General features: G+C 40.7%; 14 protein-coding genes and 1 tRNA gene. All 15 read right to left on the minus strand.

The window, feature by feature from the left end; all coding sequences use genetic code 11:
* Positions 1 to 84: 84 nt before the first annotated feature.
* Positions 85 to 978, minus strand: coding sequence for a DMT family transporter (locus tag LKD20_RS01255; protein ID WP_227720642.1), 894 nt, complete (start codon positions 976 to 978; stop codon positions 85 to 87).
* 4 nt (positions 979 to 982) lie between these two features.
* The gene (locus LKD20_RS01260) at positions 983 to 1,459 is read right to left on the minus strand and encodes a NanQ anomerase/TabA/YiaL family protein (RefSeq protein ID WP_227720643.1); all 477 of its coding nucleotides are present in this window, start codon (positions 1,457 to 1,459) and stop codon (positions 983 to 985) included.
* 367 nt (positions 1,460 to 1,826) lie between these two features.
* On the minus strand, positions 1,827 to 3,893 hold the full coding sequence (gene fusA / locus LKD20_RS01265; RefSeq protein ID WP_227720644.1) for an elongation factor G: 2,067 nt from the start codon (positions 3,891 to 3,893) through the stop codon (positions 1,827 to 1,829).
* 133 nt (positions 3,894 to 4,026) lie between these two features.
* Positions 4,027 to 4,692 carry a hypothetical protein gene (locus LKD20_RS01270; RefSeq protein ID WP_227720645.1) on the minus strand — a complete coding sequence of 222 codons (666 nt, stop codon included), beginning with the start codon at positions 4,690 to 4,692 and terminating at the stop codon, positions 4,027 to 4,029.
* 30 nt (positions 4,693 to 4,722) lie between these two features.
* Entirely contained in the window at positions 4,723 to 5,859 is a 1,137-nt protein-coding gene (hydE, locus tag LKD20_RS01275; RefSeq protein WP_005387530.1) for a [FeFe] hydrogenase H-cluster radical SAM maturase HydE, read from the minus strand.
* Positions 5,846 to 6,592, minus strand: coding sequence for a YaaA family protein (locus LKD20_RS01280; RefSeq protein ID WP_227720646.1), 747 nt, complete (start codon positions 6,590 to 6,592; stop codon positions 5,846 to 5,848). The genes hydE and LKD20_RS01280 overlap by 14 nt, the downstream gene beginning before the upstream one ends.
* Positions 6,570 to 7,172 (minus strand): hypothetical protein, encoded by a 603-nt coding sequence (locus LKD20_RS01285; protein ID WP_227720647.1) that lies wholly within the window; start codon positions 7,170 to 7,172, stop codon positions 6,570 to 6,572. Before LKD20_RS01285 ends, LKD20_RS01280 begins: the two co-directional genes overlap by 23 nt.
* A 209-nt stretch (positions 7,173 to 7,381) precedes the next feature.
* Positions 7,382 to 8,644 (minus strand): Nramp family divalent metal transporter, encoded by a 1,263-nt coding sequence (locus LKD20_RS01290; RefSeq protein ID WP_227720648.1) that lies wholly within the window; start codon positions 8,642 to 8,644, stop codon positions 7,382 to 7,384.
* Between the two features lie 19 nt (positions 8,645 to 8,663).
* Positions 8,664 to 9,416, minus strand: a complete 753-nt coding sequence (locus LKD20_RS01295) for a hypothetical protein (protein WP_227283435.1) — start codon at positions 9,414 to 9,416, stop codon at positions 8,664 to 8,666.
* Between the two features lie 203 nt (positions 9,417 to 9,619).
* Positions 9,620 to 9,710, minus strand: a tRNA-Ser gene (locus LKD20_RS01300).
* A 50-nt stretch (positions 9,711 to 9,760) separates the two neighbouring features.
* Positions 9,761 to 10,195, minus strand: a complete 435-nt coding sequence (locus tag LKD20_RS01305; protein WP_005387520.1) for a Dps family protein — start codon at positions 10,193 to 10,195, stop codon at positions 9,761 to 9,763.
* Between the two features lie 264 nt (positions 10,196 to 10,459).
* Entirely contained in the window at positions 10,460 to 11,068 is a 609-nt protein-coding gene (epsC, locus tag LKD20_RS01310; protein WP_005387517.1) for a serine O-acetyltransferase EpsC, read from the minus strand.
* A gap of 102 nt (positions 11,069 to 11,170) precedes the next feature.
* Positions 11,171 to 12,085 (minus strand): cysteine synthase A, encoded by a 915-nt coding sequence (gene cysK, locus LKD20_RS01315; RefSeq protein ID WP_024066061.1) that lies wholly within the window; start codon positions 12,083 to 12,085, stop codon positions 11,171 to 11,173.
* A 213-nt stretch (positions 12,086 to 12,298) separates the two neighbouring features.
* Positions 12,299 to 12,994 carry a hypothetical protein gene (locus LKD20_RS01320; protein ID WP_227720700.1) on the minus strand — a complete coding sequence of 232 codons (696 nt, stop codon included), beginning with the start codon at positions 12,992 to 12,994 and terminating at the stop codon, positions 12,299 to 12,301.
* A 166-nt stretch (positions 12,995 to 13,160) separates the two neighbouring features.
* A complete protein-coding gene (queF, locus tag LKD20_RS01325) occupies positions 13,161 to 13,658 on the minus strand; it encodes a preQ(1) synthase (protein WP_038124640.1) in 498 nt (165 codons plus the stop codon).
* Positions 13,659 to 13,672: the final 14 nt, after the last annotated feature.

A 13,672-nucleotide genomic window follows, 5' to 3' on the forward strand; every position in this document is an offset into this window, starting at 1 on the left:
CCTCCTATAACAACTACTTTCACATTATGTACAATCATAACAAAGAGGCCTCTAAACCGCAATATCCAGCAAAGAGACCTCAAACTATGTACGTTTTTCTAGAGCAATTATAATAACAGTAGCAATGATCATAGCCATGCCAATTAGCCCTAATGCACTAAATTGGTTGCCTAACAAAGCCCATCCAAAGAAAGCTGCTGAAATCGGTTCAATAGATGACAAAATGGATCCTGGCACTGCACCTATTCTCTTAACACCTTCTAAATAAGCATTAAAGGATACAATTGTCCCCAAAAAGACAACATTGAAACAGCCAATAACAGTCCATACATCCCACATAGCATACGAATTTGGCTGATGAAATAAAATAGCAGCAACAATACCACTGAGAAGCATACCAAATCCTACAATCGGCAAGGTTCCATATTTATATAGTAAATCTACAGGAGAAACACTATATACAGCGACCCCTACAGCAGATAGAAGTCCCCATACGAGCACTGCCAATGGGAATCGCTCCATAGAAAAGCCATCATTCCCCATCAAACAAACTGTACCTACCAAGGCCAGTATAACGGAAATAATTTCCCCTTTAGAGGGCCTTTTACCATAACGAGCTAGCATATAAATAATAATCATTGATGGCGCCAAGTATTGGAGTACCGTCGCAATACCGGCCCCTGCTAAAGCAATGGATTTAAAGTATGTATATTGGCATAAAGCCATGCCAAATACGCCAAAAACGATAAGGCCTGCTGTATCTTTTAAACTACGAAAGACATGGAAGATAGAATTACCATATTTAAACCATGCATAGATAACAGTCAACAGTCCTGCTGTAATTAATCGCATGGTGACTAGCCATTCCAAGTTCATATCCCTAAAGTTACTTAAGAACTGTACTGAAGCACCTGATACGCCCCATAAAACAGCACCTAATAGGGTTAGTAAGACACCTATAATTTCATATCGCTTCATAGGATTACTCGCCTAAGAGATCCACATGCACTTTTACAACAACCTTGCGGATTTTAATAGGCTTATCATTAACAGCTAATAGTGGTCTATGGATATCAGATGGGAAGAATACTGTATAGTACCCTTCTGGGCAATGGATTTGTCCTTCATCGACAGCTTCGTTTGGGTAGAAATAACAATCACGATCTGGATGAGACTCCACAGGCTTTACGAGGCCTTTATCTACAAAAAAGCCCATATTTTCTTCGCCGCATACCATGAATTGAATATCTACATAATTGCGGTGAGACTCAGGTTTTGTAGTTTCAAACAATTTTGTTTCTACATCGTCTACATTGGCGTACATCATGTCCCCTTCAATGGCATGGCGGCCGCCTGGTAATGCTTTCAAATCTGTATTTTTTAGGAAATCTAAAGCTCGTACGATGGCTTTAGGATAACCCATTTTTGTATAATCTGCAGTAATGCTAGAAAAAAACATATACGATCCTTTCCCGATATATGGAAATAACACCCGATACATAAGCAATTATATTATCTTAATGTTAGCACATATATACATAAAGGACTAGCAATTCTATTATTTCCACTGCTATTTCCACTGCATCTATACATACCAGTGATTAGGTCCCAATATTCTCCGTTATCGATTAAGCTCTATTCTAATCTATTTCAAATATAGTAAAAGCCCTCCATACGCTACATATATGGAGGGCTCGTGTAAAATACTATTCAAATTTATGACTTACGTCAATTGTTATGCTATTAAGTTGTTACGATATGCAATTATCTATTCAGTTGTAGTGATTCTAACTGTATTTGATACAGTACGTGGACATGGTCTTACTTTATTCTTGAGTCTTACGAGCAGCGATAATTTCTTCCGCTTGCTTATGTGGAACCTCTTCATAAGTATAGAACTGACGGTTAAATACGCCTTGTCCTTGAGTGATAGAGCGCAATGCAGTTACATAGTCGGCCATTTCAGCCAATGGTACTTGTGCTTTAACAACAGAAATACCTGTTCTTTCACTTTGTTCCATGCCTAATACACGACCTCGACGGCTATTCAAATCACCCATGATGTCGCCCATGAAAGCATCTGGTGCAAACACGTTAACTTCATAGATTGGTTCTAATAGGACTGGTTTCGCCTTAGGAATTACATCCTTGATAGCTTGTGACGTAGCTACTTTGAATGCTAACTCTGAGGAGTCTACGCTATGGTAAGATCCATCCAAGAGTGTCACTTGCACGCCAATCATAGGATATCCCGCAATTAAGCCTTTATCTAGGGTTTCTTTGGCACCCTTTTCCACTGCTGGTATGTATTGTTTAGGTACAGCACCACCAAAGATTTTGTCTACGAATGCAAATTCGCTTCCATCGTATAATGGGTCCACTTGAATCTTAACGTGACCATATTGACCATGACCGCCACTTTGTTTCTTATATTTAGACTCGGTTTCAGCAGAGCCTTTAATTGTTTCGCGGTATGGAATGTATGGAGTCACAAGTTTAGCTTGTACGCCATATTTACGATCCATTTTGTTGAGGATATGCTCGAGATGAACCTCGCCCATACAATCGATTTGTAGTTGACGGGCCTCAGCATTTTTCACTACTACACAAGTAGGATCTTCTTCTGCCACTTTTAGAACAGCACTAGCTAATTTTTCCTCCTCACCTTTTTTCACAGGTTCTAATGCTACTGTGTATAAAGGTTGAGGGAAACGGATAGCATCGTATGTCACTTTAAAGTCAGGAGCAGTTAATGTATCCCCAGTCTTAGCATTAGCCAATTTCGGTATCACTACGATATCGCCAGCTTTAGCGGCAGATACAGGGATTTGTTGCTTCCCAATAAGGGTAACCATCTTGCCCCATTTTTCTTCTACCCCTTGATTTACATCATAAAGGCGATCGCCTTCTTTTAGTTCACCAGAGAAGATACGTACAAAGCTTTGTTTGCCTGCGAATGGGTCTAACAATGTTTTAAATACAAATGCAGTTAAAGGTTTATCTACATGTACTACACATTGTTCGCCGGTTCCCGCATCAGTTGCGGTCATCACTTTTTTAGTTGCATCCGGCATGTAACGGATCATACGATCCAATACTTGATCTAGGCCAATACGAGATGTGGCACTGCCACACATGATTGGGCACACACGGCCACTAATCATCCCTTCACGCAAGCCTTGGCGAATTTCCTCTAAGGATAATTCTTCGCCTTCTAAATATTTTTCCAACAATTCATCGCTACCTTCAGCCGCGGCTTCTACGGTCATTTCCCGAATTTCTTGAGCCTTTTCGATAAGGTGAGCTGGTACAGCAATCTCTGTTGGTTGGCCGTCCTTATAAGTAAACGCAGTCATTTTTGCTACGTCTACGACGCCTTCAAAGTTGGCGCCTTCACCGATAGGAATCTGCAATGGCATAATACCTTTGCCAAATAATTCCCGCATTCTTTCAATAGTACCGAAGAAATCGGCACCATCCACATCCATTTTATTGATAAATGCCATGCGTGGCATTTGTAATTCAACTGCATAATCCCATGCGCGAACTGTGTCAGTTTCTACACCAGATGTGGCGGATAGTACCATCAACATACCATCGCACGCACGCAAAGCGGCACGAACTTCACCATGGAATTCATTATAGCCTGGAGTATCTACGAAGTTAACCTTATGGTCATGCCATTCACATGGAGCCATGCCCAATTGGATAGTTACGTTACGTTTAATTTCTTCAGGTTCAAAGTCCATAATATGTTTATTGTCTTGGCCTTTACCTACGAAATCAACCGCACCAGAGGTTAACAACAAAGATTCGACAAGAGCTGTTTTACCCGCACCATCGTGGGAAACAACAGCAACATTTCTAATTTTATCACTACTGTACTCTTTCATCGGAATCGCCTCCTTAATGGCAAATTACGGCTTTTGCTATTACATTTCGACACCCAAATAGAAAAGTCCTCTTTTTCCGAAAAAATTTATCAAAAAAGAGGACTCTTTATTAATATTAATTTATATATGAGTATTATCTACCCACTAAAGAGGCACAGCCGCTAAGAAGCGCCATGAAAAGTGCCCAAATTATAGCGAAGATTATGGACGTTAAGATGCACGCAATGAATACTTTCATCTTCGAAAGCATCACTTGTGTTGCCATAAGTTCTAAGGATACCCAAATAGATATAACCAATAAGGCTATTGTTCCCACAAAATAGATAACACCAGCAAAAGCCCTACTATCAAATGCAAGACCTAATAGTCCCATTACGATCAAGACTATCGTATATCCAATACTAAATAATAGTACTTCATACCCTTGTAGATACCAACTAACTTTCATAATGGCTTGTACATTGTCGGTACCACCCATTTTAGTAATAACCCAGTTATATACATAAGAACCGATGGCAACCATTACAAAGGACCAACCGATACTGATGAGCCATGCAAAAACAAATATAAAACTTGCACCGATACCGATTAAATAGGTTAAACCAGTAAATTCATTATGAGGGAGAAATGGAATTAACATAGTCCCAAATAAAGCCAATATAATATATGGAATAGCCCACAAGAATACAGTGCCCCAGAAACCTTTTTGCAAAGTGCCCGATTGCACCACTTGATCAATACCGCCTTTAAAAGGACTTGCAAACAACCGCCAAAAATCAGAATACCATTTTGTCTCCATAATACAACCTCATATACAAACTAAAACTCTCTAAAACTCTCCCGTACGTTTTCCGTAGTGCTTGGAGTCGCCATTTTGCTTCCAACCTACGGTATCACCGATGGACATTACGCGGCGCGTTAAGCAGTCTTTACATTTGTCTGCATTATCATCTACGCAAGGTTTATTATCGTACAGCAAATATTTTGCACGGTGTTCCGGAATGGTAATGATAGGCATCAAAATATTAGCACCCGCAGCAAGGCCTTTTTCACGACCTAATTTATCAAGTGCTTGTAATGCTGTTGTAGCTGCAATATTTACGTCTTTCAAGAATAACCGTGTCAACGCAATCATCTTTAGGCCCAATTGAATACGGCGCAATTTACCTGCTTCATCATCGATGCCCATCGCCAATGCCTCTTGGCCTAGCGGCGTATCATGATGTACCACATACGGACCCATGCCGATCATATCGATATCCATATCGCGATAAAACAAGATATCATTTACAAGATCTTCTTCGGTTTGCCCAGGCAAACCAATCATAACACCTGTACCCACTTGGAAACCTACGCGGCGCAAGCTACGTAAACATTCAACGCGCGTTTCAAAAGAGTGTAGTTCATCTTGAGGGTGAATTTTATGATATAGCTCTTTATTTGTTGTTTCAATGCGCAATAAATAACGACTAGCGCCGGCTTCACGCATGCGGCGGTACGCCTCTTCGCTTTGTTCCCCTACGCACATCGTAATGCCAAGGGAACCATCGCCAATGGCTTTAATATCGCGAATTAAATCCACCACATAATCCACAAAGGCATCATCACAGCGTTCACCAGATTGGAGCGTAATAGAACCATATTCATGGTCGTACGCCCATTGTGCCATCTTGATGATATCTTCACGATTCATATCAAAGCGTTCCGTCTTGTCATTTTCACGACGGATACCGCAGTAATTACAGTTTTTGATGCATCGGTTCGAGAACTCGATGAGGCCACGATAGTACGCTACAGGCTTTACATATTTCGCCTTCACTTCATAAGCCTTTTTATATATTAACTGCAACTGTTCTTCATCAGTTACAGACATGAGAAATCTTAGCTCATCCTCTGTTAGCCATTCATCGCCAACGAGGTCTTTTGCAAGAATGTCTTGCACTTGCAAACAATCACTTCCTTTCATAACGAACCATCATCGATTCGCTTGGTATCGTAATGGATTCAATATCTGTAACACAGATAAATCCATTAATTTCACGGGGCAAATCCCTTACATGCTTCACTTGCTCCGTCAAACATGCATGAGCCATCATGCCACGACTCATTTTGGAGGACGTACTCATCTGTTTAAATGTGTCGCCTCGCAATTCCCAAAACTCAACGGTTACCACCTTTGGATGGTTCACCATTTTCGCATATTCTTTAGACGCTAGATTTAGGATCCAATCTTCCTTGTGAAAGTATGCATCCACAGCTTCGCGCCACGTATCGTATAAATTAATACCTACCTTATCGACCATATCTAGTCGATAGTCTCTAACGCCCATCGTAGGCTCTACAACGCCGTACAAGGCAGACATCACAACGAGGTGGCTTTCACCAAAGGCCTTAGCCTCATCAGACAAGTTCGACCAGTCTAAATATTTGAAAGCAATGCCATCGTAGCTTTCACAAGCACGCCCTACAGGATGAGACTCAAAATCTTGATAGAAATCAAAGAGCGCCTGCGCCTTATCATCCTTCAATTTTAAAGCCTTACCAAGGGCCGCCACATCGAGAGATTGCACATGTTTTACAATGTCTTGTGTGATGTGCGGTTGGAATTGACCATCTAAGACCGTAGGATTGACTGCCCCGTCGTTGATAGTAGCTGGGGTAATCGTTTTAGTCTTACTAGGAGAGAGGACGATTTTCATGGGATAACTCCGCCTTGATAGTTTCCTCTGTCAAATTGTCGATCAACTCAGGATTCCACAACATAAGAGGCACAGCCACTACGTGGCTAGCTTTCAATTCTTTACATAATCTAATGCATTCTTTGAGGTAATCAGAATCTTCGTCTACAAGGTCACATATGATAACAACGTGACGACCTTTAAGGTTTACACCTTCGTAATCGATGCTTTCAGCAGATACTGTAAGCATACCTGTTTCCAAACGACCTTCACTCATGTCGTTCAAGCGAGACATCAACACATGCTCGAGCATAGTGGATACAGGTGTCACTACGCGGCCAATGCCGATAAGGGCCTCAGGTTGGGCATGAACAATAACAGTTTTCTTGCGTTTATCTGTTCTAAAATCAACGAGCGCTTTTTCTAAAGCGCCAAAGAATACGAATAATTGCCAAGGATCAAAAGAACCTGTTTGGAACATGTCGATAATAGAGCCATCCTCATCCATATTTAGGCGCGTTAATAATTCCTCTGCAATATCGTTTACTACAACACTGAAATCAGATTGCATTCCATCTTGTACTTTTACTTCGTCTGCCATTAGGTCCTCCTAATTTCTATCTATTACACTGGTGAGGGAATTCTCCCTACAGATTTATGCTATCTTTAATTGTAACATATTTTATAGACCCCATGGGTATTCTTGGATACGCTTTTTACATAATCAATATACATAACGGAATATGAAAAAAGACCGCCAACGCGGTCTTTTTCTCTATCATTATTAGCTTTAAATGATGAGCTTATATGTTATGCGCCTACATAGAGTAAGTAGATATTCATAACGGTTACTACAATGCCAATGCCCCATAATAGTACATTTGTATATGTATGGTTCGCATATTGCCCCATCACCTTGCGGCTACTTGTCATATAGAGCTGCAAGAAAATCGTAATAGGCAGTTGCAAGCTCAAGAACATTTGAGAGATCAACAAGGCTTGGAATGAATCAGTAACGAATACAATCAAAAGCAATGCTGGAATATAAGTTAATGCCAAGCCTAATCTTGTATGGAAGTCTTTCATATCGTAAGACTCACCAAACATACCGGCAAAGATACTCGCCCCTGCCATACCTGCCGTAGCAGACGATGCAAAGCCCGCAAAGAGCAATGCGATAGCAAAGATTGTACCTGCTGCAGGTCCAATGAGAGGTCGTAACAACTCCTCAGCCTGTTCAAGCTCCGTTACTTCAATGCCATGAGCAAAGAACACTGCCGCCGCCAATAAGATCATGGCAGAGTTAATCATCCAGCCAATACCCATAGATAATAGGGTGTCTAGAAATTCATAACGCAATTGGCGCTTCATTACAGAAGGATCTTGTGTGTTGAACTGGCGACTTTGAATGATTTCTGAGTGCAAGAACAAATTGTGAGGCATAATAACAGCCCCTAAGATACTCAAAATAACGAGCATCGATTCATTAGGAACCTTAGGATCTACCCAACCAATACCAGCTGCTGCCCAATCTACATTGACCATATTGACCTCTACGAGGTACGCCAACGCAATAAGGGATACGAATCCTGCAATGATACGCTCTAGCTTCCGATAGGAATTGGTAATGAGCATAATGGTACAGATTACAGCCGTCAAGATACTGCCTATCAAAAGAGGAATGCCAAAAAGCATTTTCAATGCGATGGCTGCACCGATAAACTCGGCCAATGCGGTCGCTGCCGCTGCAATGCCCGCCGTACTCAATACGAACCTAGACACGTAACGCGGCAAGAATTCATAAGCACATTCGGATAAACATTGGCCTCGTACAATGCCTAAGTGGGCCACGTTATGTTGCAATAAAATAAGCATAATCGTAGATAGCGTAACTACCCACAATAGTTCATAACCATAACTAGCACCAGCAGCGAGATTGGCCGCCCAATTGCCAGGGTCGATGAACCCAACCGTTACGATGATGCCAGGTCCTATATATTTAAAGACCTCGCTCACCTGCTGCTTACCGTTTTGGTGGACGGTAAACAGCTGTTTCTTTAAAAAATCAATCATTATAACTCCTTAAATAGGGTTATAGAGTGAAAGTCATCTCCGTTTGCATACGAGCATCGGTTTTAGATTTTGTATCCTTACCACCGGTATAACGGATGCGCACATTATTATTTACTTTAACGCGAGAGTCATCAATTTTGAACTTCTTCATTTTTTCTTTGATTTGTTCATCAGTTAACGCGCGCTCTTCTGGTTTTGCCACTTCGTCATTAGCTGCATCTAAAGCCTCTTGTTGAGATTTAGATACTTGGTATGTTTTACCAGATTTCTTAGCTTTTTCAGCACGTTTTTCGTCTAATTTTTGACGGCGCTCTCGGGTAACCTTCTTATCGCGAGCAATACGATAATCCATTACATCACGCATATTTTCTTGATAAATACGCAACGCATATTGGCGGTCGTTTTCGTTCATTTGCTCCCGTTTAGTTACAACTTCGTCGATAAGCGGCATGAGTTCATCCTTTGTATAGCTTGTATTACCATCAAAGGCAAAACCATGTGTATCGGTAATAGCACCGTGCTTAACTAGTGTTTGTAATGCTGTATACGTCCAATCATTTGGTGTAATCACACCTGCACTCACATGATGTTGAGCTTTGCTAGAACTACTAACAGTTTCTACATCAGCACTCACGCCATCTACCATAGGACGTGCGCTTGGAATAGCAATACTTTCAGCATGTGCGAAACCAACAGAGGCAACGAGACATAATGCACCGATGCCAACAGCGCGACGAAGTAAATTCATGTGACGTGTATATTTTATATTCATAAGAGTCTCCTTAAAATTACATTTTATACAATCTATTATATGAAACCCCTTGTCATACGTCAACTCTATAACCTTACACACCTGTATAAATCAATATTCACAAGACCTCAGGCTCACTTGAGCCCTTACACCTTTAGGTCCATCCCCAGTAAATTCCACAATAAACAAAAAGACCTCACATCGCGTGATGTGAGGTCTCAGCATGGCGGAGGATTAGGGATTCGAACCCTAGCGACGGTAACCCGCCCTAACGATTTAGCAAACCGTCCTCTTCAGCCTCTTGAGTAATCCTCCATGCTTTACTGGGTAATCATATCATACCCAATAAGGCATTGTCAATCGTATTATTTCAACATGGATTCGATGAACCAGATTTGTTTTACATAGTATGCAACGTGATCTTCCATCATGCTTACGAGCAAGAAGTCACCTTCTTCATCAGCAGCTGCACGGATTGCTACAGCTTGATCATTCATGTATTTGAAGTCTTTAAGAAGAATTTCAATTACTTTCGCTTGAGGGATATCTTCTTGACCCAATTCTTCAATTTTAGTCAATTTAGCGTATTCTGCAGAATTAACCAATGGGAATTGACCTTGCATTTTCACGTGTTCTGCTACTGCATCGAAGTATTCAAACGCTTCATCATAGATGGATTCCAAATATTCGTGAATGGATTTGAATTGTGGACCTGTTACGTTGAAATGTAGGTTATGTAATTTTACGTTCCATACGGAAAGATCTGCTAAATATTGGTTTACTTGTTGTAAGTTTTTCATAGTAATTCTCCTTTTTCTTTTAATTCTCAAATATAGTTTATTCAAAAAGCAGAATAAACCCAGTCGGCTTCTATGCCATCAATTCGTTTATCTAATTTGTAATCAGTATTGATTACATAATTTATTTTACCAATAATGATTTTCCTTGTCAATACATTAAATCGATTTTTTTGAATATTTTTATAAAAAAACCTCTAACTACTAGTTCAACTAATAGTTAGAGGTTCTATCTTTCTATATTATATGCGGTTTTATTACACTATATTAAATATAGTATTCTATGTAATCATCAGGAATTTTCTTTTCCTCTGCCTGGCCATTATTAGTACGACGAGGTTTACGGACATACATATTTTCTGGATCTGTTTCAAAGATAACCATATCTTTAGGGATATCGTGTTTAATAACGAGGTTACAACCGATTTTGGTACGAGCCCCAATCGTAATATCGCCTAAGATTTTCGTACCTGTACCGATGAGTACTTCATCTTCGATGGTCGGATGGCGTTTTACCTTTTTAGAGGACATGCCACCTAACGTCACTTGGTGGAACAAGGTCACATTATCCCCTACGATTGCCGTTTCACCGATAACGACACCCATGCCATGGTCGATAAATAAACCACGACCGATGGTAGCACCTGGATGGATTTCAATGCCGGTTACGTGACGAGAATGAAGTGCTACGCGACGAGCCAAGGTTGGCCATCCCGCCTTATAGAGGCGATGCGCAAAGAAATGCCAGAACAAGGCTGTAATATGCGGGTATGTCCAAATGACCATCCACACATTTGTTGCTGCCGGGTCAGAATCCATTACACGTTTAATATTATATTGAATTTTGCCCCATAATTCGCGTAAACCTTGTATCATAGCGACTCCATCTCAAATAACTCTACTCATATATAATATATAGTATACAACATATGTGGTATGTATTCCTATACATAAGATGCTTTATCTATGCGAAATCCGTTACTTTACATATTCATTATTGGCAAAGTCCAAAAGGGATAAATATTTTTCTACCCCATCTGGCGCAATCACCACAATATTCGCCTTTGGCTCTTCACGAGCAATACGCTTTGCCGCAACGATAGCCGCCCCTGAGGAAAGGCCAATAGAAACACCACTTTCACGCATAAAGGTTTGCACTTCACTGAAAGCCTCTTCATCGCTTACGGTTTGTACACCGTCCATCAAGCTTTGATCAAAGTTTTCAGGAATAAAGCCTGCCCCAATGCCTTGAATTTTGTGAGGGCCGCCCTTGCCTTCCGTAATGGCTGGAGAACCTGTTGGCTCTACGGCGATGGCTTTCAAGTTAGGATTATGTTCTTTCAAACGTTTTGCAACGCCTGTGAAAGTGCCGCCAGTACCGATACCAGCTATGAATACATCTACATTTGGCACTTGCTCTACGATTTCAGCACCAGTTGTACGATAATGCATATCTGGGTTTGCAGGGTTTACGAATTGGCCCAATGTGAAAGCATTTGGATATTTATCTAAAATTTCATTAGCTCGTTCAAGAGCACCTCTCATACCCGTTTCTTTCGGTGTTAAGATGAGCTGCGCACCATAGGCCTTAATGAGCTCACGGCGTTCTTTACTCATGCTTTCAGGCATAATAATTACAGTTTTAATATGCAAGATGGCGCCCACCATGGCAAGAGCAATGCCTGTATTACCGCTTGTAGCCTCTACGATAATGCTATCTTCGTGAAGGCGTCCTTTTTCTTTAGCATCTTGCAACATGCCAAGTACTGCACGGTCTTTCACAGAACCGCCTACATTATATTTTTCAAGTTTTACATAGATATTGGTATTTGGTAATTGATATACCGGAGTTTTACCAATCAATTTAGTTGTTTGATTTGTGACTATGCTCATCTGATCCTCCTTTTGGCGATAGATGATAAAAATCGTCCTCAGGAACATCCCAAGGACGATATGATTTCCACCTTGTTATTCTCTATACACTGGATATAACCATTTGTGTATTCTCATAAATACACTCATACTCTATCACCTGCATCTATGCATTGTCAAGAGAATGAGAACCGCTTTTAAAACCCTAAAAATATAGGAAATAACTAGGTTTATTTATAAATTTGTCAGTGTATCTACCACCACACCCCAGGTAACAGGCACCATAATGATAGCTAACGCAAGCCCAATAAAGATGACTGCCCCTAGTATAACGGTAAGCCGTGGAATGATGGCTATTACAGTGCTATTTGCTAGGTTATAAGCCTTGTCTATATCATAGTGCAGTGCTACATAGCCCCATAGGAAGCCTGCTATCAAATATGTCGCTACATAAGGGTCCAGTATGATATGCGTTGATGTCATCAATTCAACATGCATTAAACGATTGATGACTGGTGAAAGCAACACATTAGTGAGTATAGCTATAAACTTGAACCATATAAGACATATAATATAAGACCACATAGTTCTCATGGTCATCCGCAACATATAAAGCAGACCAACCATACCTGAACCCAACGTGCCCTTTGTATGCACCATGTACCGTTCCATCCAAGACGGTTGGTCTTTGCCTTGATGTAGTTGGTCATAGTGAAATGATAAATTTCTTTCACCATGAGCCAAATCGACGAGACCTAACACTTGTAGCAACACTAGAACAAAGACGATAACAACGCCTATTTGGAAGCTTTCACTAAAGAATATAGCCATCGGATCAATAGCCAGCTCACGCAGAACAGATAGATTGCCATACACATCATAAAATACAGCATATAGGCCATTCGTTATGAGTACATCCACAATAAACATGGTCAATATAAAAATAAGATACCCATTCCACCGAGTCCATCGACTCAGATGTGATAACTTCGTATGCTCCCCTACGATTATGGATGCAGGGTGTATAGACAAGATCACACCGATCATAAAAAACATTATGAACGATGTGACCATTGTTAAATATTCGTATGCCATATTAACGGTATGCTACGCGCTCAGGCTGCATATCATGGAAATGAAGGCGCTCTTTTGCCGTCTTTTCCCAATCTGTACCAGGCTTGCCGTAGTTTGCGTATGGATCGATGGACAAACCACCGCGCGGCGTAAACTTGCCCCATACCTCGATGTACTTAGGATCCATCAACTTGATAAGGTCTTTCATGATGATATTGATGCAATCTTCATGGAAGTCCCCATGATTGCGGAAACTAAATAGATACAATTTCAAAGACTTAGACTCCACCATTTTCTTATCAGGTACATAAGAAATATAGATTGTGGCAAAGTCAGGTTGACCTGTCATAGGACACAAGCTAGTGAACTCAGGACAATTAAACTTAACGAAGTAATCATTATCTGGGTGTTTGTTATCAAACGCCTCTAACACCTGTGGTGCATAATCAGTAGGGTAATCGGTCTTGTGACCTAACATCGTTACCCCTTGTAACTCTTTTTCAGATCTGCCGGATGCCATAAGGAACCTCTTTC

The sequence above is a fragment of the Veillonella fallax genome (assembly GCF_020687175.1).
Classification (GTDB): Bacteria; Bacillota; Negativicutes; order Veillonellales; family Veillonellaceae; genus Veillonella; species Veillonella fallax.